This window comes from Brevundimonas sp. LjRoot202 (genome assembly GCF_964253355.1).
Classification (GTDB): domain Bacteria; phylum Pseudomonadota; class Alphaproteobacteria; order Caulobacterales; family Caulobacteraceae; genus Brevundimonas.
The window spans coordinates 129811-155487 of record NZ_CAXUQW020000001.1; the positions used below are offsets into that span (position 1 = coordinate 129811).

At 69.2% G+C, this 25677-nt stretch carries 27 protein-coding genes; 16 read left to right on the forward strand and 11 right to left on the reverse strand.

The window, feature by feature from the left end; genetic code table 11:
- The first annotated feature begins 39 nt into the window (after window positions 1–39).
- Window positions 40–195, forward strand: a complete 156-nt coding sequence (locus tag ACSQ1L_RS00745) for a hypothetical protein (protein ID WP_435990979.1) — start codon at window positions 40–42, stop codon at window positions 193–195.
- Window positions 196–197: 2 nt separating this feature from the next.
- Here ACSQ1L_RS00745 and ACSQ1L_RS00750 read toward each other — a convergent pair whose 3' ends face one another.
- On the reverse strand, window positions 198–758 hold the full coding sequence (locus ACSQ1L_RS00750) for a sigma-70 family RNA polymerase sigma factor (protein WP_435990981.1): 561 nt from the start codon (window positions 756–758) through the stop codon (window positions 198–200).
- A 173-nt stretch (window positions 759–931) separates the two neighbouring features.
- Between ACSQ1L_RS00750 and egtB the strand changes: the two genes are divergently transcribed.
- Entirely contained in the window at window positions 932–3091 is a 2160-nt protein-coding gene (egtB, locus tag ACSQ1L_RS00755; protein WP_435990983.1) for an ergothioneine biosynthesis protein EgtB, read from the forward strand.
- 61 nt (window positions 3092–3152) lie between these two features.
- On the opposite strand, the gene ACSQ1L_RS00760 is transcribed toward egtB, so the two are convergent.
- Both ACSQ1L_RS00760 and ACSQ1L_RS00765 read right to left on the reverse strand, forming a co-directional pair.
- Window positions 3153–3374 (reverse strand): general stress protein, encoded by a 222-nt coding sequence (locus ACSQ1L_RS00760; protein WP_435990985.1) that lies wholly within the window; start codon window positions 3372–3374, stop codon window positions 3153–3155.
- A gap of 114 nt (window positions 3375–3488) precedes the next feature.
- A complete protein-coding gene (locus ACSQ1L_RS00765; protein ID WP_435990987.1) occupies window positions 3489–3659 on the reverse strand; it encodes a hypothetical protein in 171 nt (56 codons plus the stop codon).
- Between the two features lie 122 nt (window positions 3660–3781).
- On the opposite strand from ACSQ1L_RS00765, the gene ACSQ1L_RS00770 reads away from it, so the two are divergent.
- The gene (locus ACSQ1L_RS00770) at window positions 3782–4072 is read left to right on the forward strand and encodes a hypothetical protein (RefSeq protein ID WP_435990989.1); all 291 of its coding nucleotides are present in this window, start codon (window positions 3782–3784) and stop codon (window positions 4070–4072) included.
- Between the two features lie 9 nt (window positions 4073–4081).
- On the opposite strand, the gene ACSQ1L_RS00775 is transcribed toward ACSQ1L_RS00770, so the two are convergent.
- Window positions 4082–4783 (reverse strand): MBL fold metallo-hydrolase, encoded by a 702-nt coding sequence (locus tag ACSQ1L_RS00775; RefSeq protein WP_435990991.1) that lies wholly within the window; start codon window positions 4781–4783, stop codon window positions 4082–4084.
- A gap of 190 nt (window positions 4784–4973) precedes the next feature.
- Here ACSQ1L_RS00775 and tig point away from each other — a divergent pair, with 190 nt between their 5' ends.
- The 6 genes from tig to ACSQ1L_RS00805 all read left to right on the forward strand — a co-directional run bounded on the left by tig (window position 4974) and on the right by ACSQ1L_RS00805 (window position 10626).
- Window positions 4974–6317, forward strand: coding sequence for a trigger factor (gene tig, locus ACSQ1L_RS00780; protein WP_435990993.1), 1344 nt, complete (start codon window positions 4974–4976; stop codon window positions 6315–6317).
- A gap of 188 nt (window positions 6318–6505) precedes the next feature.
- A complete protein-coding gene (locus tag ACSQ1L_RS00785) occupies window positions 6506–7459 on the forward strand; it encodes a hypothetical protein (protein WP_435990995.1) in 954 nt (317 codons plus the stop codon).
- 53 nt (window positions 7460–7512) lie between these two features.
- Window positions 7513–8448: a hypothetical protein gene (locus ACSQ1L_RS00790; protein ID WP_435990997.1), complete on the forward strand. Its 936-nt coding sequence runs from the start codon at window positions 7513–7515 to the stop codon at window positions 8446–8448.
- 104 nt (window positions 8449–8552) lie between these two features.
- A complete protein-coding gene (locus ACSQ1L_RS00795) occupies window positions 8553–9200 on the forward strand; it encodes an ATP-dependent Clp protease proteolytic subunit (protein ID WP_435990999.1) in 648 nt (215 codons plus the stop codon).
- 72 nt (window positions 9201–9272) lie between these two features.
- Window positions 9273–9593 carry a hypothetical protein gene (locus tag ACSQ1L_RS00800; RefSeq protein ID WP_435991001.1) on the forward strand — a complete coding sequence of 107 codons (321 nt, stop codon included), beginning with the start codon at window positions 9273–9275 and terminating at the stop codon, window positions 9591–9593.
- A gap of 109 nt (window positions 9594–9702) precedes the next feature.
- Window positions 9703–10626, forward strand: a complete 924-nt coding sequence (locus ACSQ1L_RS00805) for a hypothetical protein (RefSeq protein WP_435991003.1) — start codon at window positions 9703–9705, stop codon at window positions 10624–10626.
- A gap of 20 nt (window positions 10627–10646) precedes the next feature.
- On the opposite strand, the gene ACSQ1L_RS00810 is transcribed toward ACSQ1L_RS00805, so the two are convergent.
- A complete protein-coding gene (locus ACSQ1L_RS00810; protein ID WP_435991005.1) occupies window positions 10647–11294 on the reverse strand; it encodes an HAD-IB family hydrolase in 648 nt (215 codons plus the stop codon).
- Window positions 11295–11482: 188 nt separating this feature from the next.
- On the opposite strand from ACSQ1L_RS00810, the gene clpX reads away from it, so the two are divergent.
- Together clpX and lon are read left to right on the forward strand one after the other, a co-directional pair.
- Window positions 11483–12751 (forward strand): ATP-dependent Clp protease ATP-binding subunit ClpX, encoded by a 1269-nt coding sequence (clpX, locus tag ACSQ1L_RS00815; RefSeq protein WP_435991007.1) that lies wholly within the window; start codon window positions 11483–11485, stop codon window positions 12749–12751.
- A 353-nt stretch (window positions 12752–13104) separates the two neighbouring features.
- Window positions 13105–15501, forward strand: a complete 2397-nt coding sequence (lon, locus tag ACSQ1L_RS00820) for an endopeptidase La (RefSeq protein ID WP_435991009.1) — start codon at window positions 13105–13107, stop codon at window positions 15499–15501.
- Window positions 15502–15543: 42 nt separating this feature from the next.
- Here the strand turns inward: lon and ACSQ1L_RS00825 are convergent, their stop codons facing one another.
- The 4 genes from ACSQ1L_RS00825 to ACSQ1L_RS00840 form a co-directional block, all read right to left on the reverse strand.
- Window positions 15544–15777, reverse strand: a complete 234-nt coding sequence (locus ACSQ1L_RS00825) for a hypothetical protein (protein ID WP_435991011.1) — start codon at window positions 15775–15777, stop codon at window positions 15544–15546.
- A 200-nt stretch (window positions 15778–15977) separates the two neighbouring features.
- On the reverse strand, window positions 15978–16673 hold the full coding sequence (locus tag ACSQ1L_RS00830; protein WP_435991013.1) for a pirin family protein: 696 nt from the start codon (window positions 16671–16673) through the stop codon (window positions 15978–15980).
- Window positions 16674–16755: 82 nt separating this feature from the next.
- On the reverse strand, window positions 16756–17841 hold the full coding sequence (gene aroC, locus ACSQ1L_RS00835) for a chorismate synthase (protein WP_435991015.1): 1086 nt from the start codon (window positions 17839–17841) through the stop codon (window positions 16756–16758).
- Window positions 17842–17850: 9 nt separating this feature from the next.
- Window positions 17851–18579, reverse strand: a complete 729-nt coding sequence (locus ACSQ1L_RS00840; protein WP_435991017.1) for a DnaJ C-terminal domain-containing protein — start codon at window positions 18577–18579, stop codon at window positions 17851–17853.
- 86 nt (window positions 18580–18665) lie between these two features.
- On the opposite strand from ACSQ1L_RS00840, the gene pdxH reads away from it, so the two are divergent.
- Window positions 18666–19340 (forward strand): pyridoxamine 5'-phosphate oxidase, encoded by a 675-nt coding sequence (gene pdxH, locus ACSQ1L_RS00845; RefSeq protein ID WP_435992479.1) that lies wholly within the window; start codon window positions 18666–18668, stop codon window positions 19338–19340.
- Window positions 19341–19355: 15 nt separating this feature from the next.
- Here pdxH and udk read toward each other — a convergent pair whose 3' ends face one another.
- Window positions 19356–20003 (reverse strand): uridine kinase, encoded by a 648-nt coding sequence (gene udk / locus ACSQ1L_RS00850; protein ID WP_435991019.1) that lies wholly within the window; start codon window positions 20001–20003, stop codon window positions 19356–19358.
- A 140-nt stretch (window positions 20004–20143) separates the two neighbouring features.
- On the opposite strand from udk, the gene ACSQ1L_RS00855 reads away from it, so the two are divergent.
- The 4 genes from ACSQ1L_RS00855 (at window position 20144) to ACSQ1L_RS00870 (ending at window position 24872) form a co-directional block, all read left to right on the forward strand.
- Window positions 20144–21775 (forward strand): long-chain-fatty-acid--CoA ligase, encoded by a 1632-nt coding sequence (locus ACSQ1L_RS00855; RefSeq protein WP_435991021.1) that lies wholly within the window; start codon window positions 20144–20146, stop codon window positions 21773–21775.
- A gap of 4 nt (window positions 21776–21779) precedes the next feature.
- Entirely contained in the window at window positions 21780–22472 is a 693-nt protein-coding gene (locus ACSQ1L_RS00860; protein ID WP_435991023.1) for a DUF1499 domain-containing protein, read from the forward strand.
- Window positions 22473–22571: 99 nt separating this feature from the next.
- Window positions 22572–23705, forward strand: a complete 1134-nt coding sequence (locus tag ACSQ1L_RS00865; RefSeq protein ID WP_435991025.1) for a YjgN family protein — start codon at window positions 22572–22574, stop codon at window positions 23703–23705.
- A 3-nt stretch (window positions 23706–23708) separates the two neighbouring features.
- A complete protein-coding gene (locus ACSQ1L_RS00870) occupies window positions 23709–24872 on the forward strand; it encodes a M48 family metallopeptidase (RefSeq protein WP_435991027.1) in 1164 nt (387 codons plus the stop codon).
- Here ACSQ1L_RS00870 and ACSQ1L_RS00875 read toward each other — a convergent pair.
- Entirely contained in the window at window positions 24759–25661 is a 903-nt protein-coding gene (locus ACSQ1L_RS00875; protein WP_435991029.1) for an MBL fold metallo-hydrolase, read from the reverse strand. The two genes, ACSQ1L_RS00870 and ACSQ1L_RS00875, sit on opposite strands and share 114 nt — an antisense overlap.
- Window positions 25662–25677: the final 16 nt, after the last annotated feature.

Below are 25677 nucleotides of genomic sequence, written 5' to 3' on the forward strand. Positions count from 1 at the left end.
GAGATCATTCGTGCTGCGCCGCCGGCGCCGGAGCGGGGCATGGCCAAGAGACCGAAAGCGGGCGCGAAGCCGCCGCGCGACAAGGCGTTGCGTGACGCCTTCGAGGCGGTGGAGGCGCAGCCCACGCCCGAGGCGCTGAAGGATCACGTCGATCGGCTGACGGGCGAGCCGCGGATGCGGGGGCGGCCCCACTAGCCTCAGAGGGCCCCGCGCGGCATGTCCATGGCCTCGGCCAGACGGTTGCGGGCGCGGTTGACGCGGCTCTTGATCGTGCCGAGGGCGCAGCCGGCGATTTCGGCCGCCTCCTCGTACGACAGGCCGGCGGCCCCGACCATGACGATGGCCTCGCGGTGTTCGGCCGGCAGATCGTCGAGCGCGACCTTGAGGGCGCTCAGCTCCACCGTCCATTCCTGGCTGCCCTCGGCGGTGAGGCGGGCCGCGTGATGGCCGTCCTCGTCGGCGACCTCGCGGCTGCGCTTGGCCACCGAAGAGTACCAGGAGTTCCTCAGGATGGTGAACAGCCAGGCCCTGAGGTTGGTGCCTGGCTCGAAGCGGTCGCGGTAGGTCCAGGCCTTGGTCAGCGTCTCCTGGACCAGATCGTCCGCATCCGCGCCGTTGCGCGACAGCGACCAGGCGAAGGCGCGCAGGGAGGGAATGCGGGCGGTGACGGCTTCCCGCCAGCGGGCGCGATCGACGATGCCGCCGGGGGCGTCGGGGCCGGAGTCGTGACCCTCGAATGGCGCGCTGGGCAGCGACATGCGGACAAGCTCTCGATACGGACGGAATGTCACCGTAAATCAGGGACGTGCAATCTGAACGCCCGCTCGACGGGACCGTTCCGCTGGACAGGGCGGCTTCGGCATGGAACAAAAGGGGACCGCCGTCGGTTGTCTCGAACCGCGGGAACCGGACAAGGCGAGGGACCCGACGCATGAGCGCATCGATGAGAGCCTCGGCGGCGACAGGGGCGATGCTCGAAGAGTTCCGTCGCGTCCGATCCGCCATGCCGGCGCTGGCCTGGGGTCTGGGCCCGGAAGACCTCGCGGCCCAGTCGATGCCCGATTGCAGCCCCGGCAAATGGCACCTGGCGCATACCAGCTGGTTCTTCGAGGCGATGATCCTCGCCGGGGAACCGGGCTACCAGCCGGTCGATCCGCGCTTCCAGACCCTGTTCAACAGCTACTACGAAACCCTGGGCGAGCGGGTCGGGCGGGGCGAGCGCGGTCTGATGACGCGGCCGTCCCTGGACGAGGTGCTGGCCTACCGGCGCGAGATCGACCGCCGCATGGAGCGGTGGCTGGAGCGCGGCGGGCCGGATGCGCGGCAGGCCTATCTGTTCACGCTCGGGCTGCATCACGACCAGCAGCATCAGGAGCTGTTCCTGATGGACCTGCTGAATCTGATGGCCCGCTCGCCGCTGGATCCGGCGGCCTATGACATGGAACCGCGCCGGTCGCCGGCGCAGCGCCCGCGTGGCGGCGCGACCCGGTTCGAGGGCGGACTGGTGCAGATCGGCCATAACGGCGGCGGCTTCGCCTTCGACAACGAGAGCCCCGCCCATCGCCAATGGCTGGAGCCGTACGGCCTCGACCGCGATCTGGTCAGCAACGCCGACTGGATGGCCTTCATCGAGGACGGCGGCTATGCCCGTCCGGAGCTGTGGCTGTCCGACGGCTGGGCGACGGTGAAGGCCGAGGGCTGGACCGCGCCGCTGTACTGGCGCCTCGACGACGCAGGCTGGACGACCATGACGCTGGCGGGACGGCGGCCGGTCGACGAGGGTTCGCCGGTGCGGCACGTCAGCTTCTACGAGGCGGACGCCTACGCCCGCTGGGCCGGCCGCCGTCTGCCGACCGAGGCGGAGTGGGAACATGCGGTCCGTTGCCGCCCGGAAGTCTTCTCGAACGCTTTTGGCGAGGTCTGGCAGTGGACGTCGAGCAGTTACGCCCCATATCGGGGGTTCAGGCCGACCGCAGGGACCGCGTCTGAGTACAACGGCAAGTTCATGGCCAACCAGATGGTGTTGCGGGGTTCCTCCTGGGCGACGCCGGAAGGGCATGGACGGGCCAGCTACCGGAACTTCTTCTATCCGCATCAGAGGTGGGCGTTCATGGGATTGAGACTGGCCGAGGATCTCCCCGCCCCGTCGGCGCGCGCAAGCAAGGACGGCGAGACCGCCCGCTTTCGCCGCGACCTGATCGCCGGCCTGACGCGGACGCCGAAAACCGCATCGCCGAAATGGTTCTACGACGCCGAGGGCTCGCGGCTGTTCGAGGCCATCACGCGCCTGCCGGAATACTATCCGACCCGGCAGGAGGCGGCGCTGTTGCGCGACGTCGCCCCGGCCTGGGCCGGTCGCTTCGGGCCGGACGCGGCCCTGGTCGAGTTCGGATCGGGGGCCAGCGAGAAGACGCGGATCGTGCTCGACGCCGCGCCCGAGCTGACCGCCTATGTGCCGATCGACATCAGCGCCGATGCGCTGAACGCCGCCGCCCGGCGCATCGACGACGCCTACCCGGGTCTCAAGGTCGCGCCGCTGGTCGGCGACTTCCTGCATCTGGCCGCGCTGCCCGAGGGGATCGGGCAGGGGCGGCGGGTCGGCTTCTTCCCCGGCTCCACGATCGGCAACCTCGAGCCGGACGAGGCGGTGGCCTTCCTGACGGCCGCCCGGCGCCAGCTCGGCGACCGGGCGCTCTTCATTCTCGGCGTCGACCTGGTCAAGGCGCAGGAGGTGCTGACCGCGGCCTATGACGACGCCGCCGGCGTGACCGCGGCCTTCAATCGCAACCTGCTGGTCCGCGCCAACCGCGAGCTCAAGGCGGGCTTCGATGTCGACAGCTTCGTCCATCGCGCCGTCTGGAACGCCGAGGCCTCGCGCATGGAGATGCATCTGGAGGCGACGCGGGACATGGAGGTCGAGATCGACGGTCGCGTCATCGCCTTCCGCAAGGGCGAGACGATCCACACCGAGAACTCGCGCAAATTCACCGAGGCGTCGGTGCGGGACCTGGCGGCCGCCTCGGGCTGGACCGTGGCGGCGTTCGAGGCGGGTCCGGAGCCGTCCGTGGCTCTGGCGCTGCTCGAGGGCTGAATACAGAAAAGGCGGCGTCAGCCCCGACGCCGCCCCTTCAATCCTGTCTTGCGCCCGGTCCCTATTCGGACGGACGCGTCTCCTTGGTCCGTGATCCGTGCGAGGCCTCGCCGCCCTTGCGACCGGCCTGGGCGGCCAGGCTGCGATCCTGGGAAAAGCTGCGCTTTTCGCTCGGCACGCTGGCGCCGCCTTTGCGCGCGATCTCCCGCTGTCGTTCCGGATCCATCGAGGCGAAGCCTCGCTTGGAAACACCGGAGGCTCGGGTGGGCTGACCTAAAGCCATTGCAATGTCCTTTCGTGCCGACGGTCGAGGTTGCTGAGTGAACCCCCGCGCCGTCGTCCGGTTCCGGTTTCGACCTCACAGAAACGCGAGCGAATCAGAGGGTTTGCCCAAGGCTCAATCATCGTCTTCGCCATAGGGCCGGGAGTCGCCCTCGCCGCCGCCGCCAGGTTCGAGCGGCGGCACCTCGTCGGGGGTAGAGCCCGGATCGATGTCGGGCTGCGGCGTGTCCGGCGGCGGTATGTCGGGTTGGGGCGTGCCGGGCGGGGTGGGTTCGATATAGGTCATGGCTGCCTCCTTCGTGCGGTTTGAACGCGGGGCCCGAGCGGCCGTTCAATCACGATCTTCACGGCAGGAACTCCGGCGGCGCGCGCGGATTGAACAGCCGAAACGAACCGCAGGAGCCCGCCATGACCGAGACCTACACCGGCCCCACCCAACCCGAGGACATCGACGACCAGGCCGACCTGGAGTCGGCCCGGCTCGAGCGGGAGGCGGACGCCATCCTGATGGACGGAGAGGCCCGCGCCTTCGGCCCGCGGCCGATCCACGAAGCGGTGCGCGAGGACGCCCTCGCCGCACGCGACTGGAGCCGGACCCGCGCCGATCGGCTGCGGCGCGCTGTCGAGGACGAGCCGATGCGGGCGACCCTCTATGCGCTCGGCCTCGGCGTGGTCATCGGCATGCTGATCGCCCGTTAGGACGGAGGATCAGGACGGCCCGACGGCGGCGCGCGCGATCGGCGCCCGCCGCATGGCCTGGTCCGACACGAACGGATTGCCGCGCCGCTCGGCCCCGAAGGTCGAGCTGGGGCCGTGGCCCGGCACGAAGGTCACGTCGTCGCCGAGCGGCCAGAGCTTCGTCGTGATCGCCTCGAGCAGGGCTCCGTGGTCGCTGCGGGGGAAGTCGGTGCGGCCGATCGATCCCTGGAACAGCACGTCGCCGACCTGGGCGAAACGGGCCTCGCGGTTGAAGAAGATCACGTGGCCGGGCGTATGGCCGGGGCAGTGGTAGACCTCCCAGGTCGTCTCTCCCAGCGCCAGGACGTCGCCGTCGGCCAGCCAGCGGGTCGGCGTGAAGCTGCGCGCGTCGGGCAGGCCGTAGAGCTGGCCCTGCTGCGGGATGCCATCGATCCAGAACTGGTCCTCCGGGTGCGGACCGATGATGTCTAGGCCGGTCTTCTCCTGCATCTCGGCCGCGCCGCCGGCGTGGTCGAGGTGGCCGTGGGTGATCCAGATGGCGTCCAGGGTCAGACCCTGTTTCGCCACCGCGCCCAGCAGGGCGTCGACCGAGGCGCCCGGATCGATGATCGCGGCCTTCATCGTCTTGCGGCACCAGACGAGGGTGCAGTTCTGTTGCAGCGGCGTGACCGGGAACACGGCGACGCCGATGGGGGGAGGGGACTGGTCCATGGCGTCCAGATAGCGGCTCCGGCCCGCCGCCGAAACCCGAGCCCTGCGGGTTCACATTGACCTTTCGGGCCGTCGTCTACATAAGGGCGGGCTTCAAGGCGCCGCCTCGCAAGGGCGGCCCTTATTGCTTTACCCACATCGCGCGCGCCCCGCCTCGAAGGCGCCGCCCCAGAGCGTCAGAATCCCGACCATGCAAGTCGTCGAAAAGTCCAACGAAGGCCTCAGCCGCGTGATCGCGGTGACCATCCCCGTCGCGGAGCTGAACCAGAAGCTGGACGCGAAGCTGAAGGAAGTCGCGCCGCAGATGAAGCTGAAGGGCTTCCGGCCCGGCAAGGTCCCGGCGTCGCACGTCAAGAAGACCTTCGGCCGCGACCTGATGGGCGAAATCGTCAACGAGGCGCTGAACAGCTCCAGCCAGAAGGCGCTCGACGACGCCAAGGTCCGCCCGGCCGCCCCGGCCGAGATGAAGCTGACCTCGGACATGGACAAGGTCATCGCCGGTCAGGAAGACCTCGCCTACGAGATGTCGCTGGAAGTCATGCCGGACTTCACCCCGGTCGACGTCAAGACGCTGAAGCTGAAGCGCCCGACCTATGAGGCCACCGACGCCGACCTCGACGAGGCGCTGACCGAGCTGGCAGGCCAGGCCAAATCCTACGAGGAAAAGAAGGGCAAGACCGTCAAGGCCGCCGAGGGCGACGAGGTCACCATCGACTTCCTGGGCAAGCTGGATGGCGAGCCCTTCGAGGGCGGCGCCGCCGAGGACGCCCAGCTGGTGATCGGCTCGGGCCGCTTCATCCCGGGCTTCGAGGAGCAACTCAAGGGCGCCAAGGTCGGTGAGGAGAAGGTCCTCAACGTGACCTTCCCCGAGGACTACCAGGCGAAGAATCTGGCCGGCAAGGCCGTGACCTTCGACGTCACCGTCAAGGCCATCAAGGCCGAGGCCCCGGCCAAGGTCGACGAGGACTTCGCCAAGCGCATCGGCCTGGAGTCGCTGGACAAGCTGAAGGAGCTGCTGCGCGACAACCTGAACCAGCAGTACAAGGGCGCCGCCCGCTTCAAGCTGAAGCGCGCCCTGCTCGACGAGCTGGACAAGGCCCACGACTTCCCGCTGCCGCCCAAGATGGTCGACGCCGAGTTCGACGGCATCTGGTCGCAGGTGCAGGCCGACAAGGAAGCCGGCAACCTGCCGGAAGAGGACGCCAAGAAGTCCGAGAAGAAGCTCAAGGAAGAGTACCGCAAGATCGCGGAGCGCCGTGTGCGCCTGGGCCTGGTGCTGGCCGAGATCGGCCGCGCCAACAACGTCCAGGTCACCGACCAGGAGCTGAACAACGCCATCATGCAGGAAGCCCGCAACTACCCGGGCCAGGAGCGTCAGGTGCTGGACTTCTACCGCCAGAACCCCAACGCCGCCGCCCAGATGCGCGCCCCGATCTACGAGGAGAAGGTCTGCGACCTGATCTTCGACACGGCCAAGGTGACCGACAGCAAGATCACCAAGGAAGAGCTGCTCAAGGAAGACGACGACCTCTGATCGTCGCCTTCGACCCGGAACCGTCCCGCCGGGACGACCGGATTGACGACCCGACCGACGGGCCGCCGCTGTCGCCAGCGGCGGCCCATTTTCCTTTGACGACAACCCCGGGTTGACAATGTCGTCCGTGACTGGCGTTCGGTTGCGCGCGTGATAGTCTGTCGTCGTCAACCTTCACGGGGTTTCACATGCTTGCCGCCCTGCTTTTCGCCGCCGCGCTGGCGTCCCCCCAGGATCCCGGGGCGACCGTCGATCCTGGGCCCATCCGGCTGGAGGACGTCGTCGTCGACGCCCAGAGGCTGGAGGACGCCGCCGAGGCCTATGTGGACCTGGTCGCGGCGCCCGTTTCGCGTCGCGGGCTGGCGCGGTGGCATGTTGGCGTCTGTGTCGGGGTGGCCAACCTCGAGCCCGAGGTCGCCCAGTATGTGGCGGACCGGGTTTCGGACCTCGCCCGGGACCTGGGGCTTCGCGCCCATGAACCGCCCTGCCACCCCAGCATCCTGATCGTGGCGACCACCGGCGGCGCCGCCTTCACCGAACAATTCGTGGCCATGCGTCCGGTGCTGTTCCGTCCGGGCGGCTCGGGCATGAACCAGGGCCCGGCCGCGTTTGAGCGGTTTCTTACCTCGGACGCAGCCGTGCGCTGGTGGAACATCAGCCAGCCGACCGATAGCGATACGGGTCAGTCGACCGTGCGAATGCCGGGTCAATGCAACCGTACCTGCATCGGCTCCGGCTCGGCGATGGATTATGCGCCCAACACCGCCGTGAGAGGCGTCTCGCGGCTCTCGTCCCAGTATCGGCAGGACATGAAGCGGGCCTTCGTCATCATCGACGTCGATCGGCTGGGGCAGACGTCTCTGGCGCAATTGGGCGACTATCTCGCCATGGTCACGCTGGCCCAGATCGACCCGGACGCCGACACCAGACGGTTCGACACCATACTGAACCTGTTTGACGACCCCGCCACGGCTCCGGCCGGCCTGACGGGGTGGGACCGCGCCTATCTGGACGGGCTGTACGGCGACTCCGAGTCGACGCGCATCAACCAGCGATCGCAGGTTCAGGCCGTCGCCGCCTCCATCGCCCGGGCCTACCGCGCGCAACCCGAGGACGAAACGCCGGCCGGCCCCACCCCCTGAGCCGGCAGAACGTCGCCGCCGCTGTTGACTGACCGTTTCCGGAATCTGATCCCATGCCGTTGCTCGCCGCCTTCGCCGTGACCCTTGCCCTTGGTGCGCCGGCGACCCAGGAACCGGCGCCGGCCTCGCGACTGCAGGATGTCGTTGTCGAGGGACGGGCGCTCGAAGCCCTGGTCCGGGAGTTCGTCAGCGAAGTGTCGGCTCCGGCCCACAACCGGGGTCTTGCGCGTTGGAATCGGCCGATCTGCGTCGGCGCCGTCAATCTGCGCCCCGAAGCCGCCCAATATGTCGTGGACCGGGTCTCAGATGTCGCCCGTGACGTGGGGGTGGAGGCCTCGGAACCCGGCTGCCGCCCCAATATCCTGATCGTCGGCACGGTGGACGGCGCGGCCCTGGCTTCGGCCCTGGTTGCGGACCGGCCGCGCAATTTCGATCTGCGCCATAACGGGACCGACGCCGGGACCCGCGCCTTCGCGGCCTTCCAGACGGCCGACCGACCGGTCCGCTGGTGGCAGATCAGCATGCCGATCGACGCAGAAACGGGCAGCCGGGCCGTCCGGCTGCCGGGCGATATCGACCCCAGCACGGGTCGGCCGTCCGCGCCGACCATTCACGTCCTCGCCGCCTCGCGCCTGCGGACCCAGATTCGCGACGACATGATCCGCACCATCGTCATCGTCGACGTCGACCGGCTGGCGGGCGCCAATCTGGTCCAGCTGGCCGACTATGTGACCATGGTGTCGCTGGCTCAGGTCGATCCGGAAGCCGACATCTCGGGCTATGATACGGTGCTGAACCTGTTCGACGATCCGGCGACCGGCCCTGACGGCCTGACGGAGTGGGACATGTCCTATCTGGAGGCCCTGTATCAGCACGACCAGCTCCGCATCAATCGGAACAGCCAGGTCCACTCGGTCGCAGATGCCGTGGTCCGCGACCGCCGCCAGGCATCAGCCCGCGAAACCGGAGCGCCCGATCCGCGCCCCTGAGGCTTCGGTGGCGTCGCGCCTTGCGTCAACGGTCCGGCAACGCGATATCCTGTCCAACAGGCAGCGGCCGGTGAGTCGCGCCCTTGCATCCCGAGAAGGCCCATATGCGCGATCCTATCGAACTGATGAACATGAACCTCGTCCCCATGGTGGTGGAGCAATCCAGCCGGGGCGAGCGGGCCTTCGACATCTTCTCGCGCCTGCTGCGCGAGCGGATCATCTTCCTGACCGGGCCCTTCGAGGACGGCATGGCCTCGCTGATCTGCGCCCAGCTGCTGTTCCTTGAGTCGGAGAACCCGAAGAAGGAGATCAGCATGTACGTCAACAGCCCCGGTGGTCAGGTGACCTCGGCGCTCGCGATCTACGACACCATGCAATACATCCGCTCGCCGGTGTCGACGGTGTGCATGGGCATGGCCGCCTCGGCCGGTTCGCTGATCCTCGCCGCCGGCGCCGCGGGCCAGCGCGTGGCCCTGCCGAACGCCCGCATCATGGTGCACCAGCCCTCGGGCGGTTTCCGGGGCCAGGCCTCGGACATCGAGCGCCACGCCGAGGACATCCGCTACACCAAGCGTCGCCTCAACGAGATCTACGTCCACCACACCGGGCAGACCTATGAAGAGGTCGAGAAGACCCTGGACCGCGACCATTTCATGAGCGCGGAAGAGGCCAAGGCCTGGGGCATCGTCGACCACGTGTACGACCGACGCGAACAGGCGGACGAAGACGGCGTGAAGACGCCCGGATCCTGATCGACTGCGTCGCCACGAGAAGAGGGCGCGCCATCGTCGGCGCGCCCTTTTCATTTGTGCTATCAGGCCGCCATGCAACACACGCGCGACACCAGCGGGACCGTAGAGGTCGACGGCGAGACCTATGAGTGGGAAATCCGCCGCCAGCCCCAGCCGCTGGCGGGAGGTAAGTGGGAAGGAATGGCCCTCAGCCTTCGCCTGAAGGACTTCAAGCGCGAGGCGGTCGTGCAGTTCCCCATGCCGATGCGCCCGAACGGCCGGCCGGACCAGGACAGGCAGCGCATCAACGTCGAGGCCGTGCGCAACGCCGTGGCCTCGGCGATCGAGGCGGGCTGGAACCCGACCTCGCGCGGCAAGGCCGTCGTCTTCGACGTGGACGCCGACGGCCGCTGAGCGGAACCATCCTTCGTCCAGGCCACCCGGAAGAGCGCCGTTTGCCGGCGCCGTGACTCCTCGCGGAATGCGGGTAGGATGCTGTCCGGGAACTCTGGAGGGTGTCCGCATGCTCCGGCTGTCGGTCTTGATCGCCACGCTGATCCTCGTCGGCGCCGGGCCGGCATGGGCGCAGACCCCGCCTTCGGGCGAGGCCGGGCGGGACCTTCCGGCGAGCACCCTGGAAGACGTCGTCGTCTCCGGTCAGACGCTGGAGGAGCGCGCCGCGACGTTCGTCGACGAGGTCGCGCAACCGGTCCAGAGACGGGGACTGGCGCGCTGGGCCGGGAGCGCCTGCTTCGGAGTGGTGAATTTCGACGGAGCCGCAGCGCGCTACATCGCCGATGAACTGGTGGCGCGGGCCGACGAACTGGGGCTGCCGGTGGGCGAGCTCGACTGCAACCCCAACGTTTTCATCATCGGCACGATCGATGCTCCCGGGGTGGCGAGAGAATGGGTTGCGCGCAGCCCGGATCTGTTTCGGCCAGGGTTTTCGGGCGCGGCGGCGCGGCCGAGCGTCCTCGAGAGCTTCGTCTCGAGCGATGCCGCCGTGCGGTGGTGGCACGTCAGCGTCCCCACGAGCTTCGATGTCTTCACGGGGCGGGCGCAGCCGGCGGTCCGGCTTCCCGACCGCCCGCCGCCCCAGATCCAGATCTACAGCAAGTCCCAACAGGTCTCGCGGGTCCGCGACGACCTGTTGAGGGTCATGGTGCTCGTCGATGTCGAGAGGCTGGGATCGGTCACAATCGATCAGCTCTGCGACTACCTGCTGATGGTCGGATACGCACAGGTCGATCCGGAGGGCGACACTGCGGGGTACGAGACGATCCTCAACCTGTTCGACGGCCCCCCGGTCACCGGGTTGACCCATTGGGACAGGTCGTATCTCGCCGCCCTGTATCAAGCTGACCCGGACCGCCGCGTATCCGGAGGCGACCAGGGCGGCCGGCTGGCCGACGTTCTCAGGAGGGCGGACGAGCCGGTCGTCGAATAGGCGTTGTCACGCCGCCGCGATCAAGACCTGGCCGTGAACACCCGGAAGCCTGGCGCGTCCGCGATCGCCAGCATTTCCGTATCGCCGGAGGTGTCGCCGTACGCGGCCGCCAGCCGGACGTCCTCGCCGTACACCGCCCGCAGGCGGCGCACCTTCTCCTCACCGCGGCAGTTGGGGCTGGCGAAGGCGCCGGTGACGCGGTCGTCGCCGTCGAAAAGCAGAGGCGTGCCGAGCAGGGCCTCGGCCCCCAGCCGGCGGGCGAACGGCGCGACCGTGGTCTCGGGCGAGGCGGTGACGATGACGCGGTGGGCGCCCTTCGCGCCCCATTCCTTCCAGACGGCGAGGGCGTCGTAGCGCATGAAGCCGGGCCAGACCTGGCCGGCGAAGGCATCGGCGTCCTGTTCCAGTTGCGCCCGGGGCACGCCCTTGAGGAATTCCCTCACCGAGGCCGCCTTGATCCGCCCCCGGTCACGGTCGCGGGCGTAGGTGGCCACGGCCGGGGCCATCCTGACCAGGCCGAGGGCCCAGCCGCCCGCGCCGGCCCGCCAGCGCAGGAATTCGGTGAAACTGTCGCGGATCGTCAGGGTGCCGTCGAAGTCGAAGGCGACAATGGCCTGATCCTTGCGGGGCGGCTGGCGAAATGGAGCGTCGCTTCCCATGTCAGACATTCGCCGCGATCACCATCAACAGTGAACCGTCCGCTTCCGCCTGCTGCTCCGCTTTCGCGGGGTTGTGGCGGGCGCTGTGATGGGTGATTGTCATTTTTTGAAGACCTTTGCGCCCATTGTTCGGGAATCAACGCGGAGGAAGCGCGTTAGGCCTCATATCGGGGCCATCGCGGGAGTGAGAAGGGTCGATGACCAAAGCCGCCGGCACAGACGCCAAAAGCACGCTCTACTGCTCTTTCTGCGGGAAGAGCCAGCATGAGGTGCGCAAGCTCATCGCCGGGCCGACCGTGTTCATCTGCGATGAATGCGTCGAGCTCTGCATGGATATCATCCGTGAAGAGCACAAAATCTCGTTCTCCAAGGCCAAGGACGGCGTGCCGTCGCCCAAGGAGATCCGGGAGGTCCTCGACGACTATGTGATCGGTCAGAGCCACGCCAAGAAGGTGCTCTCGGTCGCGGTGCACAACCACTACAAGCGCCTGAACCACGCGACGAAGAACAACGACGTCGAACTGGCCAAGTCGAACATCATGCTGATCGGGCCGACCGGCTCCGGCAAGACGCTGCTGGCCCAGACGCTGGCGCGCATCATCGACGTGCCCTTCACCATGGCCGACGCCACGACCCTGACCGAAGCCGGTTACGTCGGCGAGGACGTCGAGAACATCATCCTCAAGCTGCTCCAGGCCTCGGACTACAACGTCGAGCGGGCCCAGCGCGGCATCGTCTACATCGACGAGATCGACAAGATTTCGCGCAAGTCGGACAACCCGTCGATCACCCGTGACGTGTCGGGCGAGGGCGTGCAGCAGGCCCTGCTGAAGATCATGGAAGGCACCGTCGCCTCCGTGCCTCCGCAGGGCGGCCGCAAGCATCCGCAGCAGGAGTTCCTGCAGGTCGACACCGCCAACATTCTGTTCATCGTCGGCGGCGCCTTCGCCGGCCTTGAGAAGGTCATCGCGGCCCGCGGCGACGGGGCCTCGATCGGCTTCGGGGCCAAGGTCAAGGAGATCGACGAGCGCCGCACGGGCGACATCCTCAAGGGCGTCGAGCCGGACGACCTGATGCGCTTCGGCCTGATCCCGGAGTTCATCGGCCGCCTGCCCGTGCTGGCGACGCTGGAGGACCTCGACGAGGAAGCCCTGGTCACCATCCTGACCGAGCCGAAGAACGCCCTGGTCAAGCAGTACAAGCGCCTGTTCGAGATGGAGAACGTCGACCTGACCTTCACCGACGACGCGCTGACCGCCGTCGCCAAGAAGGCCATCACCCGCAAGACCGGCGCCCGCGGCCTGCGCTCGATCCTCGAGGGCATCCTGCTGGAGACCATGTTCGAACTGCCCACCTTCGAGGGCGTCGAGGAGGTCGTGGTCAACGCCGAGGTGATCGAGGGCAAGGCCCAGCCGCTGCTGATCTATTCGGAAACCAAGAAGAAGACCGCCGACGGCGCCGCCTGACGACGCCGCGCCGACGGAGAGACAGGGGCGGGCCCGGCGACGGGCCCGCCCTTTTCGTCGGGCGCAGTGATGCGACGGTGTCACAGGTCGTGGCGGCGGGTTTGTGCGGCCTTGGCCCCGCGCGCGCACGGGCGATGCCGGGGAACCTCTGTCGGCGCCCGCCGGTTGCCGCCGGAACCTTGTGGATGGAAGGGACGATCGCCTACCCGTTACGCTTGAACCCCGGGCGATCCGAACCACATACTCGTCAAAGGCCGCCGAATGGCGGGCCGAGTCGAAACGGCGAGGCACAGTCGCCCCGAACGCCGGCCCGGCGGGCTTGAGATCAACGAGAGCCCCGGGAAGTACGCATCATGTCCGAGACCAAAACCCTGCCCGTCCTGCCGCTGAGAGACATCGTGGTCTTTCCGCACATGGTCGTGCCGCTGTTCGTGGGGCGCGAGAAGTCCGTCAAGGCGCTCGATGAGATCATGAAGGGCGAGAAGCAGATTCTGCTCGCCACCCAGAAGAACAGCGTCGACGACGATCCGCAGGCGGACGCCATCTATCCGATCGGCGTGCTGGCCACGGTGCTGCAACTGCTCAAACTGCCCGACGGCACCGTCAAGGTGCTGGTCGAGGGCAAGAGCCGCGCCCGCCTGACCCGCTTCACCGACCGCACCGACTATTTCGAGGCCGAGGCGGTCGAGATCGCCGACGACGCGGGTGACCCCTCGCAGTCCGAGGCCCTGCTGCGCGCGGTCGTCGAGCAGTTCGAAAACTATGTGAAGCTGAACAAGAAGGTGCCGCCCGAGGCCCTCAGCTCCATCCCCCAGATCACCGATCCGTCCAAGCTGGCGGACTCGGTCGCAGCCCATCTGTCGGTCAAGATCGCCGACAAGCAGGGCCTGCTGGAGACCATTTCCGTGCCGTCGCGGCTGGAGAAGGTCTACGGCCTGATGGAGGGCGAGATCTCGGTCCTGCAGGTCGAGAAGAAGATCCGCTCGCGCGTCAAGCGCCAGATGGAGAAGACCCAGCGCGAGTACTATCTCAACGAGCAGATGAAGGCGATCCAGCGCGAGCTGGGCGAGACCGACGACGCCCGCGACGAGATCATGGAGCTGGAGAAGCGCATCCGTAAGACGCGCCTGTCCCGCGAAGCCCGGGTCAAGGCCGAGGCCGAGGTCAAGAAGCTGCGCAACATGAGCCCGATGTCGGCCGAGTCGACGGTGGTGCGGAACTACCTCGACTGGCTGCTGTCGATCCCGTGGGGCAAGGCCAAGACGAAGCCGATCGACCTGAACAAGGCCGAGGCCATCCTCGAGGAGGACCACTACGGCCTCGAGAAGGTCAAGGAACGCATCATCGAGTACCTGGCCGTGCAGGCGCGCACCAACAGCCTGAAGGGCCCGATCCTGTGCCTCGTCGGCCCTCCGGGCGTCGGCAAGACCTCGCTGGCCAAGTCGATCGCCAAGGCGACCGGGCGCGAATACGTCCGCATGTCGCTGGGCGGCGTGCGCGACGAGGCCGAGATTCGTGGCCACCGCCGGACCTACATCGGTTCGATGCCGGGCAAGATCATCCAGTCGATGAAGAAGGCCAAGACCACCAACGCCTTCGTGCTGCTGGACGAGATCGACAAGCTGGGCGCCGACTGGCGCGGCGACCCGTCCTCGGCCCTGCTCGAGGTGCTGGACCCGGCCCAGAACAACGCGTTCGGCGACCACTACCTCGAGGTCGACTACGACCTGTCCAACGTCATGTTCGTGACCACGGCCAACAGCCTGAACATGCCGCAGCCGCTGATGGACCGGATGGAGATCATCCGGGTGTCCGGCTACACCGAGGACGAGAAGGTCGAGATCGCCAAGCGTCACGTCCTGCCCAAGGTCACGGCTGACAACGGCCTGAAGCCGGCCGAGTTCGTGGTGCCCGACGACAGCATCCGCGACCTGATCCGCTACTACACCCGTGAAGCCGGCGTGCGTTCGCTCGAGCGCGCCCTGGGCGGGCTGGCCCGCAAGGCCGTGCGCGAGATGGCCCGGGAGAAGACGCTGTCGATCACCGTCGACGCGGCCAAGCTGGCCGAATACGCGGGCGTCAAGAAGTACCGCTACGGCGAGACGGACGAGGAGGATCAGGTCGGCATCGTGACCGGCCTGGCCTGGACCGAGTTCGGCGGCGACATCCTGACCATCGAGGCGATCAAGATGCCGGGCCGCGGCCGCATGACCGTGACCGGCAACCTGAAGGAGGTGATGAAGGAGTCGATCTCCGCCGCCGCCTCCTACGTCCGGGCCCGCTCGCTCAGCTTCGGCGTCAAGCCGCCGGTGTTCGAGAAGACCGACATCCACGTGCACGTGCCGGACGGCGCGACGCCGAAGGATGGTCCCTCGGCCGGCGTGGCCATGACGGTGGCCATGGTCTCGGTGCTGAGCGGCATCCCGATCCGCAAGGACATCGCCATGACCGGCGAGATCACTCTGCGCGGCCGGGTCACCGCCATCGGCGGCCTGAAGGAGAAGCTGCTCGCAGCGCTCCGCTCGGGCATCAAGACGGTGCTGATCCCGGAAGAGAACGAGAAGGACCTCGCCGACGTGCCCGACAATGTGAAGTCGGCGCTGGAGATCGTCCCGATCAAGACCGCCGACGAAGCGCTGAAGTGGGCCCTGACGGGCGTGCTGACGCCGGTCGAATGGGACGAGTCCGCCGAGCCCCTGCCGCCGCCGCCGCCGGTGCAGGACCCCGGCACGGTGGTTGCCACCCACTGACAAAGAGAACCCCGCCCGGAGCGATCCGGGCGGGGTTTTTCTTCAGCGGTTCACCGCCTCGCAGAACACCGGCCGGTGCCCGTCCGGCGTACTGACGCCCATCTCGCGCAAGCCCCATGGCTTGGTCGTGGGCCGCGAGGTGATCAAGGCGCCCTTGGGGGCGATCTCGTCGTGATAGGCGTCGACGCCCTCGACGAATATGCGCGCCACCCAGGAATGGTCGCCGAGTTCGTGGGCGGGCAGGGCGTCCCGGCATTCGCCGAGATCGAACCGCACCGGGCCGCTGCACGAAGCGCCAGCCCGGAGCGGGGATGTCCAGCGGCTCGAAACCCAGGGCCTCGATGTAATGGCGCGCCGACGCCTCGACGTCAGGGACGGCGAGGACGTGGCAGGTCTGGGTGAAACGGGCGGGGATGGCGGCTCTCCGGAGCGACGGCGCCGGATGCTACACCCGGCGCCGTCGTGGAGCACAGCGGTCAGAGGCTGTCGACCATCACCAGTTCGGCGTCGGCCCTGGCCGTGATGGTGATGTCGGCCTCGTCCTTGATGGCCGCGCCGTCACGGGCGTTGAGCTTGACGCCGTTGACCTCGACCTCGCCGACGGCGGGGACCAGATAGGCGCGGCGGCCCTCGGCCAGGCTGTAGGTCAGGCTTTCGCCGGCGTTGAGCGTGGCGCCCAGCACCCGGGCGTCGGCGTTGATGGTCAGGGCGTCGTCAGCCGCGTCGCCCGAGGCGAGCACCGAGAAGCGGCCCGTGCGGTCGGCCTTGGGGAAGGCCTTGGCGCCCCAGCCCGGCTTGGCGCCCGGCTTGTCGGTCTCGATCCAGATCTGGAACAGGGTGGTGGTCTCGTCCTCGAGATTGAACTCCGAGTGGCGCACGCCGGTGCCGGCGCTCATCACCTGCACGTCGCCCGCGCCGGTGCGGCCCTTGTTGCCCATCGAGTCCTCGTGGGTGATCGCCCCGGTGCGGACATAGGTGATGATCTCCATGTCGGCGTGCGGGTGGGGCGGAAAGCCCGACTTGCCGGCGATCTCGTCGTCGTTCCAGACGCGCAGCCGGCCCCAACCCATGCGGGACGGGTCGTAGTAGTTGGCGAAGGAGAAATGGTGCTTCGCGTTCAGCCAGCCGTGGTTGGCGCCGCCGAGGCTGGAGAAGGGGCGGACGTCGATCATGAGGGGTCTCCCGATTGGGGGCGCATCGTATGACGCGCCGTTCGGGAGCTATATAGGTAACAGTGTCAGTGGCGGAAAGGGGTCACCCCACCTGCGCCCGGTGCCGCAGCATCGCATCCGCCAGCACGCACGCCGCCATCGCCTCCACCACCGGCACGCCGCGCAGGGCCACGCACGGGTCGTGACGGCCCTTGGTGCGCAGGTCGGTCTCGGCGCCGTCGCGGGTGATGGTCTGGCGCGGCGTGAGGATGGAGGAGGTCGGCTTGAAGGCGACCCGGGCGGTCACCGGCTGGCCCGTCGAGATGCCGCCCAGCACGCCGCCGGCCCTGTTGGACAGGAAGACCGGCAGCCCGTCATCGCCCATCCGCATTTCGTCGGCGTTGTCTTCGCCTGACAGTTCGGCGGCGCCGAAGCCGGCCCCGATCTCGACGCCCTTGACCGCGTTGATCGACATCATCGCGGCGGCCAGTTCGGCGTCGAGCTTGCCGTAGACCGGCGCGCCCCAGCCGGCGGGCACGCCCGTGACCTCCAGCGCCACCACCGCCCCGATCGACGAGCCGGCCTTGCGGACCCCGTCGAGGTAATCCTCCCAGGCCGGGACCACGTCGGCGGAGGCGGCGAACAGGGCGTTGTCGTAGACCGCGTCGAAATCCACCGCCTCGTGGGCGATCCGGTGCGGGCCCAGCTGAACCACGCCGGCGCGGATGCGCACGGCCTCGCCCAGCACCTTGCGCGCCACGCCGCCGGCCGCCACCCGCACGGCCGTCTCCCGCGCCGACGAGCGGCCGCCGCCGCGGTGGTCGCGGACGCCGTATTTGGCCTGGTAGGTGTAGTCGGCGTGGCCGGGGCGGAAGGCGCGGGCGATGTCGCCATAGTCCTTCGAGCGGGCGTCCTCGTTGTCGATCTGGATGGCGATCGGCGTGCCGGTGGTGACCGGGCCGTTTCCATCATCGAAGACGCCGGACAGGATGCGGCCGGTGTCGCTCTCCTGCCGTTGGGTGACGAAGCGGCTGCCGCCCGGCTTGCGCCGGTCCAGCCACGGCTGCAGGTCGGCCTCGGTCAGCGGGATCAGCGGCGGGCAGCCGTCGACCACGCAGCCGATCGCCGGGCCGTGGCTCTCGCCCCAGGTGGTCACGCGAAACAGATGGCCGAAACTGTTGTGGGACATGGAAGCGACCTAAGCCGCCAGCCGGTCCGGCGTCCAGACGCGGGTGAAGCGGATCAGCAGATCCTCGGCCGCCGAGGGGGCGTCGTCGGACGGCCTCAGGTTGATGAACAGGTGCCCCTGCGGACGGGCGCCGCGGGCCGGCAGGCCCAGCCCGGCGAGCCGCAGACGCAGCGGCGCATGTCCGGCCACTATCCAGGCCGAGCGGCGTCCGGCGTGGGTGTCGATCTCGAGCCGCCCGCCGTCCTCCATCAGCCGGTTCGGCACGGGCCAGTCCATGTACAGGTCGTCGCCGAGCACGCTCAGCCCGTCGGCGGCGCGGATAAGCACCGGCAGATAGACATCGGCGCCGCCGCCGCCCGCACCGCGCAGGCGCAGGTGTTCGCCGCTGCGCAGGCCCCTGGGCAGGCGGATATCGAAGGTGCGACCGGCCGTCCGGACCGCGAGACGGCCGCCGTTCAGGGCGTCCACCGGGCCGATGGACACGACCGGCGGCGAGGATGGGGGCGACGCCGGCGCGGCGAGCGCCAGCGGGCGATGACGGCTCTGGATCAGTCGCCAGGCCGCGATCACGCGGCGAAAGCGGTCGGCGTCTCCGCCCGGGGCCGAAGGGTGAGCGGCCTTCACCGCCGCCCGGAACGCGGCGGTCAGCGCCTCGCCGTCCGCCGCCGGGCCGGTCAGGCCGAGCAGGGCGTGGGCCTCGTCGAGGGAGGCGACCTCGGAGTGCGATCGGGCGCGCATGGCCCACTAAGGCCACGGACATGGTCAAGGTCCGGTTAACCGTGACGCCTCTCCCCAGCGAGGCCGCGAGGGTCTATCTGCACATCATGACCGCGCCCGTGATCCCGCCCAGCCCGACCCGCGAGGAGTACGCGGAGCAGTACGCCGCCGCCCTCGCCGCCAATAGCGACGAGACCATCTTCGACCGCGTCGAGCCGATCGGCCTGTTCGTGGACTGGCTGGCCGACGCGCGGGCGTCCGAGCCGAACGACGCCAACGCCATGGCCCTGGCCACCGTCGACACGGACGGCCGGCCCGATGCCCGGATGGTGCTGCTCAAGGACGTCGACGCCCGCGGCCTCACCTTCTACTCCAACCGTGAGAGCGCCAAGGGCGAGGCGCTGGCGGCGCATCCGTCGGCGGCCCTGCTGTTCCACTGGAAGTCGCTGCGCCGCCAGGTGCGGGTGCGCGGCGCGGTCGAGCCGGTCAGCGCAGCCGAGGCCGACGCCTATTTCGCCAGCCGCGCCCGCGAGAGCCGCATCGGGGCCTGGGCCTCGGACCAGTCGAGGCCGCTGGATAGCCGGGACACGCTGGAGATCGCCGTGGCCCGGGAGACCGCCCGTTTCGCCGACGGCGAAGTGCCGCGCCCGGAACGCTGGACCGGTTGGCGGGTCGTTCCGGACGTCGTGGAGTTCTGGCGTGACCGGCCGTTCCGCCTGCATGACCGGCTGCGCTTCGACCGGGCCGGGCAGGGATGGACCAGGACGCGGCTCTGGCCCTGACCCCGGCCGGGCCGTTCAGCCGGTGAACAGCCGCGCCAACAACGGATGGGCCAGCACCGGCGCGGCCAGCCGGACCACCGCCTGCGGGTCCTCGAGCCGGACGGCGGCGGTGGCGTCGGCGACGATGAAGTCGGCGTTGACCCGCGACGGCTCGGTCAGCCGCTCGTGCCCCGGGCGGACCGTGCCCAGATATTGCTGGATCACCGAGTCGGCGGTCCGGCCCCGCTCGGCCTGGTCGCGCAGCAGGCGGCGGATGAAGCGGATGTCGGCCGGGGTGTCGACGAACACCCGGATGTCGAACAGTTCGACCAGACCGGGCGTGCACAGCAGGTGGGTGCCCTCGACGATCACCACATCGGCCGCGCGCACCGGCTCGCCGCCCGGTTCGCGGCCGTGGTGGATGAAGGAATAGACCGGGGCGGTGATGTCCCGTCCGGCCTTGAGCGTGGCCAGGTCGCGGATCATCAGCTCATGGTCGCGCGCGGCCACGTCGTCGAAGTCGAAGGTGGCGGCGTCGAAGCCCGGCAGGCTGGCCGCGTCGCGGTAGTAGGAATCCTCGCGCACCAGCACGGCCGCGCCCGCGGGCAGGGCGGCGACCAGGGTCTCCGCCAGGGTGCTCTTGCCGGAGCCCGAGCCTCCGGTGATGGCGATCAGAATGGGCATCACGGCCTTCTAGGTCTGGCGGGCGAATTGCGCCAGCACCGACGGCCCAGGCTGACCTTGCGTCACGTTGCCTGTTGCTGATCGAGCCGATAGCGTGATCGCCAAGCGCCCGGTGAAGCAGGCGCAATCGAGGGACACCGATGCTCGGACTGATGCAGGACTGGCCGCTGACGGTCGACAAGATCATCGACCACGCCAGGAATTGGCACGGCCATCGCGAGGTCGTGACCCGGTCGGTCGAGGGGCCGATCGTCCGCACCACCTATGCCGAGATCCACGCCCGCGCCAAACGGGTGTCCAGCGTGCTCCAGGACTGGGACGTCAAGGTCGGCGACCGCATCGCCACCCTGGCCTGGAACAGCGGCCGCCACATCGAGGCCTGGTACGGCATCATGGGCATCGGGGCGGTCTGCCACACCCTCAATCCGCGGCTGTTCCCGGAACAGCTGGCCTACATCATCAACCACGCCGAAGATAAGATCATCTTCGTCGACCTGACCTTCATCCCCCTGCTCGAGGCGGTGCTGCCGCACTGCCCCTCGGTCGAGCGGGTCGTGGTCCTGACCGACGAACTGCACATGCCGGCGACGAAGCTGCCGGGCGCGGAATGCTACGAGGCCCTGCTGTCGACCGCCTCCGAAGACGTGGCGTGGGGCGGCTTCGACGAGCTGACCGCCTGCGGCCTCTGCTACACCTCGGGCACGACCGGCAACCCGAAGGGGGTGCTGTACTCGCACCGCTCCAACTTCATCCATACGCTGCTGGGCCTGCAGTCGACGGTGCTGGGCGCGACGCCGAGCGAAGTGATCCTGCCGGTGGTGCCGATGTTCCACGCCAACGCCTGGGGCATCGCCTTCGGCGGGCCGGCGGCGGGGTCCAAGCTGGTCATGCCTGGCGCCCGCATGGACGGCGCGGCCATCTACGAACTGATCGAGAGCGAGGGCGTCACCTTCTCGGCCGCCGTGCCGACGGTGTGGCAGGGGCTGCTGACCCACCTCCGCGAGAACAATCTGAAGATTCCCACGGTGAAGCGCGTCCTGATCGGCGGTTCGGCCGTGCCGGAAAGCCTGATCCGCGCCTTCCAGGAAGAGTTCGACATCGAGGTGCTGCAGGGCTGGGGCATGACCGAGACCTCGCCGATCGGCACCCTTTCGAACCTGCCGCCCGAGCTGAAGGCGCTGCCCTACGACGAGCAGATCAAGTGGCGGGTCAAGCAGGGCACGCCGCCGCTCGGTGTCGAGCTCAAGCTCAAGAACGTGGCCGGCCAGGAGATGCCGCACGACGGGCACACCTACGGCCGGCTGATGATCAAGGGACCGACCATCGCGGGCGCCTATTTCAAGGGCGAGGGCGGCGAAATCCTCGACAATGAGGGCTTCTTCGACACCGGCGACGTCGCGACCATCGACCCGCAGGGTTTCATGCAGATCACCGACCGCGCCAAGGACGTGATCAAGTCCGGTGGCGAGTGGATCAGTTCGATCGAGATCGAGAACATCGCCGTCGGTCACCCGAAGGTCGAGCTGGCCGCCGTCATCGGCGCGGCCCACCCGAAATGGGACGAGCGCCCGGTGCTGGTCATCAAGCTCAAGCCCGGCCAGGGCGAGAACAAGCAGGAACATCTCGATTTCCTGCAGGGCAAGATCGCCAAGTGGTGGATGCCGGACGATGTGGTCTTCGTCGATGACATCCCGCTGGGGGCCACGGGCAAGATCGACAAGAAGCTGGTCCGCGAGCGGATGAAGGACTACCGACTGCCGAACGGAGGCTGAGACGATGGCGCGGCGCGCGAACAGGAGCGGGGCGAAGGTCCAGGGCCTGGCCGCACTGGCGCTGGCCGCCCCGCTGCTCGTCTTCGTCGCCGCGCTCGGGACCCGGACCGGATGGTGGAGCTACGCCGTCGGCCACGACCTGCTGGCGATGCGCGTCGGCCCCGTTCTCGCCGGTCTCGGGGCGCTGGCGGCGCTGGCGCTGCTCATCATGGCCCTGCGCCGCAGGGCGTCGCCGTGGCTGGCCCTGGCCGCCGTCGCAGTCTCCGCCGCCACGATCGGGGCCTACGCCTGGCAGACGGGGCGGATCGCGTCGGGACCCCCGGACGACATCAGCACCGACATGACCGAGGTTCCCGGCTTCGGCGAACTGAACGCCCGGCGCGGCGGGCCGGGCCCGGCCGGGAGGGCGGGCGTCGGGGCCTGCCCGGGCGCCGTGCCCGCCATGACGCAGGTCGCCCCGGAGTCGGCCGTCTGGGCGCTGCAGGAATCCGGCTTCAGCCTGCAGGGCGGCGCCGGCGTCGGGCGCGCGGCGGGGTCGCACCGCGGCTTCTGGTTTGGTTCGGTCCACGACGCGGTCATCCGCATCCGCCCGGGCCGTACGGATGTCCGGGTCGCGGCCCGGGACAGCCGCCGCCACGGCGGCGAGGCCTGTCGGCTCGCGACCCGCATCAGCGCTGCCCTCCGCAGCGGCGGCTGACCAGGATCGCGGGTAAATCCCTTTCCGGTTGTGACGGAATCCGTTGCCTCCGCCTTCGGCTGTGCTACGCCTGTCGGTGGGGTTTGGGGGAACATTGAAATGAGCGACGTAACTGCCGACGGCGGCCTCGGTCCGCTGGGCGACGAGGGCGCGGCCGAAGGGCTGACCTTCTCCACCACGCTGGAGCCGGGCCGGTTTCTCGGCCTCAGCCTGAAGAACGGCCTGCTGAATCTCGTCACGCTGACGCTTTACCGGTTCTGGGGAAAAACCGAGGTGCGCCAGCGCGTCTGGCGAGGCCTGCGGCTGAACGGCGAGTCATTCGAATACACCGGCCGGGGCGTCGAGCTGTTCATCGGTTTCCTGCTCGCCCTGCTGGTCCTGGGCGCCCCCTTCCTGGGCGTGGTGTTCGCCGTCCAGTTCCTGGGCGAGTGGTTCATCCTGGTCGCCTACCTGCCGCTCTACCTGTTCATGTTCTGGCTCTGGGGCTTCGGCACCTTCGCCGCCTTCCGCTACATGGCCAGCCGCACGACCTGGCGCGGGGTGCGCTTTCAGCTCAAGGGTTCGGCGGCCAGCTATGGGCTCCATTACCTGGGCGCCGTCCTCCTGAGCGGCCTCACCGCGGGCTGGTACTGGCCCTCGGCCGAGCGCAACCTGGCCGGCAAGATCTGGGGCGGCCTGCGCTTCGGCGATCGCCCGCTCCGCTTCCGCAAGGAGCGGGCTGAGGCCGAGGGGGTGTACGGCGCCTACGCCATCGGCTGGATCGGCACCCTGGTCGGCTACTTCGTCTTCATCGGGGTATTCATGGCTGCGGCCCTCTCGACCGGCGGTCTCATAGCGGAATCGCCCGACGGGCCGGTGGCCGTGCCCGACCTCGCCTTTGTGTTCGCCTTCTATGGGATCGCCCTTCTGATCGCGCCCTTCGCCCTGCTGCTCTGGGCGCCCTACCAGGCCGCGATGCTCAGGTCGGTCGTCGCCGGCGTAAGGCTCGACGACGCCACGTTCCGGCTCAAGGTCAAGGCCATCCCGCTGTGGTGGCTGACGGTGACCAACCTGTTCCTGCTGCTGATCACCCTCGGCTTCCTGATGCCCTGGGCCCAGGCGCGCACGGCCCGGTTCCTGGCGGAACGGCTGGAGTCGACCGGCGAAGCCCGTCTCGATCTGGCGCGGCAGGCCGGTCGCGGTCCAGGCAGCGGCGAGGGCCTGGCGGACGCCTTCGGCTTCTCGGCCATCTGAGGCATGGCGGTCCGCTTTTTCGACGGCCGCACGGCGCGGGCGCATGAGGCCGGGGCGACCGTCGACGGCGACGCCCTGCGCATCCTCGCCGACGGGCGCGAGATCGTCTGGCCGGTGCGGGATCTCGACGTCGAGGTCGAGGCCGGCGAGGCGCGGGTGTCCAGCCGCCGCGAGCCCGACGCCCGGCTGGTCCTTCCGGCCGACGAGTGGCGGACGCTGGTGGGGAGCCGCCTCGACGACCGGCGGCGGACGCGACGACGGCGGGAGATGTGGCTGGTCGGCGGACTGACCGGGATGGCGGCCGCGGTGGTCCTGTTCGTCACCGTGGGCGTCCCGGCCCTGTCCGGTCCGCTGGCCCGGGTCACGCCCGTCTCGATGGAGCGCCGCATGGGCGTGAATTTCGAGGCCCAGATCGGCGCGGTCTTTCCGGCCTGCGAGGAGCCCGCCGCCCAAGCCGTCCTCGACCGCCTCGGCCAGCGGCTAGCGGCCGGAGCCGATTCCGCCTTCGATATCCGGGTGAGGGCGGTCGACGCGCCGCTGGTCAACGCCTTCGCCCTGCCGGGGGGCGCGATTCTGGTCACCGACGACCTGATCCGGGACGCGGAGTCGCCCGACGAACTGGCCGCGGTGATCGCCCACGAGGTCGCCCACGTCGAGAAGCGACATGTCATGCAGGCGGTCTGGCGCGACCTCGGCGCCGGCATGCTGCTGGACCTGGTGGTCGGCGGCGGCACGGGGGCCGGCCAGCAGGCGGTGCTGCTGGGCGGCCAACTGACCAGCCTCCGCCACGACCGCGCCGCCGAGATGGAAGCCGACGCCCGCGGCCAGGCCCTGCTACGCCGGGCCGGGCTGTCGTCGCAGGGCATGGCCCCCTTCTTCGCCCGACTCTCCCGGGCCGGCGGCGGCGGGCGTCTCGAGGAGGCCACGGAATTCATCAACAGCCATCCCGCCTCCAGCCGGCGGGAGCGCGCGGCCGAGGCAGCCGGACGGCCGGGCGCGCCGGCCCTGACCGAAGCCGACTGGCGGACGGTCCGCACCGCCTGCGCCGCGGGGTCAGGCGGGCCGATAGACCGCCTGCGGCGTCGCCTCGGGCTCGGCGACGACCCGGCCTTGGCGGACCAGGGCGATCAGGTGGGCCCAGACCGACAGGGCGGCCGCCGGCCATAGCCGCTCGTCCACGCCGGCGTAGAGCGCCGGGACCATGTCGGCGATCCGCCGGTCGCCCGCCGCGAGCCGGTCGAGAATCTGCCTCTCCCGTTCCAGCCGGTGAGCCCGATAGGCCGTCAGGAACGGCCCCGGCTCGGTGATGGGCGCGCCATGCGTCGGCCAGATCGTCGAGAAGCCGCGCGCGATCACCGCATCCAGGCTGGCCATGTAGGCGGTCATGTCGCCATCGGGCGGAGCCACCACGGTGGTCGACCAGCCCATCACGTGATCGCCGCTGAACAGCGCGTTCTCCTCGCGCAGCACGAAGGCCATGTGGTTGGAGGCGTGGCCGGGCGTGGCCATCGCCTCGAGGGTCCAGCCGTCGCCGGCCACGACCTCGCCGCCGGTCAGGATCACATCCGGTGTGAAGGCTTCGTCCTCATCCTCGTCGAGCCGGCCCGAGGCGTGAACGACCTGCGCGGGCGGGCGGGCGGCCAGCACCGGCGCGCCGACGATCCGGGCGAAGGGGCGGGCGAGGGGAGAGTGGTCGCGATGGGTGTGGGTGACCAGCACGTGGCTGACCCTCTGACTCTTCACCGCCGCCAGCAGGGCCGCGAGGTGCGCGTCGTCGGGCGGGCCGGGATCAATGACGGCCACGCCCGCGCCGGGCTCCGCCCCTCCGACGACATAGGTGCCGGTGCCGGTGAAGGTGAACGGGCCCGGATTGGCGGCGATCACCCGCCGGATCAGCGGCGACACCGGGTCGACCCGGCCGTAGGCGACGTCCAGTTCGCGCACGAAGGGGATCATCGCGTCGTCCTTCCAG

Bases quoted from the DNA above. Each gene is read 5' to 3' on its own strand.
- aroC (WP_435991015.1), bottom strand. From the start codon at position 17,841: ATGTCCCACAACAGTTTCGGCCATCTGTTTCGCGTGACCACCTGGGGC.
- ACSQ1L_RS00860 (WP_435991023.1), top strand. From the start codon at position 21,780: ATGGCGCGGCGCGCGAACAGGAGCGGGGCGAAGGTCCAGGGCCTGGCC.
- ACSQ1L_RS00765 (WP_435990987.1), bottom strand. From the start codon at position 3,659: ATGACCTATATCGAACCCACCCCGCCCGGCACGCCCCAACCCGACATA.
- ACSQ1L_RS00875 (WP_435991029.1), bottom strand. From the start codon at position 25,661: ATGATCCCCTTCGTGCGCGAACTGGACGTCGCCTACGGCCGGGTCGAC.
- ACSQ1L_RS00840 (WP_435991017.1), bottom strand. From the start codon at position 18,579: ATGCGCGCCCGATCGCACTCCGAGGTCGCCTCCCTCGACGAGGCCCAC.
- ACSQ1L_RS00770 (WP_435990989.1), top strand. From the start codon at position 3,782: ATGACCGAGACCTACACCGGCCCCACCCAACCCGAGGACATCGACGAC.
- ACSQ1L_RS00790 (WP_435990997.1), top strand. From the start codon at position 7,513: ATGCCGTTGCTCGCCGCCTTCGCCGTGACCCTTGCCCTTGGTGCGCCG.
- ACSQ1L_RS00745 (WP_435990979.1), top strand. From the start codon at position 40: ATGGCCAAGAGACCGAAAGCGGGCGCGAAGCCGCCGCGCGACAAGGCG.
- ACSQ1L_RS00830 (WP_435991013.1), bottom strand. From the start codon at position 16,673: ATGATCGACGTCCGCCCCTTCTCCAGCCTCGGCGGCGCCAACCACGGC.
- clpX (WP_435991007.1), top strand. From the start codon at position 11,483: ATGACCAAAGCCGCCGGCACAGACGCCAAAAGCACGCTCTACTGCTCT.
- ACSQ1L_RS00810 (WP_435991005.1), bottom strand. From the start codon at position 11,294: ATGTCTGACATGGGAAGCGACGCTCCATTTCGCCAGCCGCCCCGCAAG.
- ACSQ1L_RS00760 (WP_435990985.1), bottom strand. From the start codon at position 3,374: ATGGCTTTAGGTCAGCCCACCCGAGCCTCCGGTGTTTCCAAGCGAGGC.
- lon (WP_435991009.1), top strand. From the start codon at position 13,105: ATGTCCGAGACCAAAACCCTGCCCGTCCTGCCGCTGAGAGACATCGTG.
- ACSQ1L_RS00800 (WP_435991001.1), top strand. From the start codon at position 9,273: ATGCAACACACGCGCGACACCAGCGGGACCGTAGAGGTCGACGGCGAG.
- egtB (WP_435990983.1), top strand. From the start codon at position 932: ATGAGCGCATCGATGAGAGCCTCGGCGGCGACAGGGGCGATGCTCGAA.
- ACSQ1L_RS00775 (WP_435990991.1), bottom strand. From the start codon at position 4,783: ATGGACCAGTCCCCTCCCCCCATCGGCGTCGCCGTGTTCCCGGTCACG.
- ACSQ1L_RS00785 (WP_435990995.1), top strand. From the start codon at position 6,506: ATGCTTGCCGCCCTGCTTTTCGCCGCCGCGCTGGCGTCCCCCCAGGAT.
- ACSQ1L_RS00855 (WP_435991021.1), top strand. From the start codon at position 20,144: ATGCTCGGACTGATGCAGGACTGGCCGCTGACGGTCGACAAGATCATC.
- ACSQ1L_RS00865 (WP_435991025.1), top strand. From the start codon at position 22,572: ATGAGCGACGTAACTGCCGACGGCGGCCTCGGTCCGCTGGGCGACGAG.
- tig (WP_435990993.1), top strand. From the start codon at position 4,974: ATGCAAGTCGTCGAAAAGTCCAACGAAGGCCTCAGCCGCGTGATCGCG.
- ACSQ1L_RS00805 (WP_435991003.1), top strand. From the start codon at position 9,703: ATGCTCCGGCTGTCGGTCTTGATCGCCACGCTGATCCTCGTCGGCGCC.
- ACSQ1L_RS00750 (WP_435990981.1), bottom strand. From the start codon at position 758: ATGTCGCTGCCCAGCGCGCCATTCGAGGGTCACGACTCCGGCCCCGAC.
- udk (WP_435991019.1), bottom strand. From the start codon at position 20,003: ATGCCCATTCTGATCGCCATCACCGGAGGCTCGGGCTCCGGCAAGAGC.
- pdxH (WP_435992479.1), top strand. From the start codon at position 18,666: ATGACCGCGCCCGTGATCCCGCCCAGCCCGACCCGCGAGGAGTACGCG.
- ACSQ1L_RS00795 (WP_435990999.1), top strand. From the start codon at position 8,553: ATGCGCGATCCTATCGAACTGATGAACATGAACCTCGTCCCCATGGTG.
- ACSQ1L_RS00870 (WP_435991027.1), top strand. From the start codon at position 23,709: ATGGCGGTCCGCTTTTTCGACGGCCGCACGGCGCGGGCGCATGAGGCC.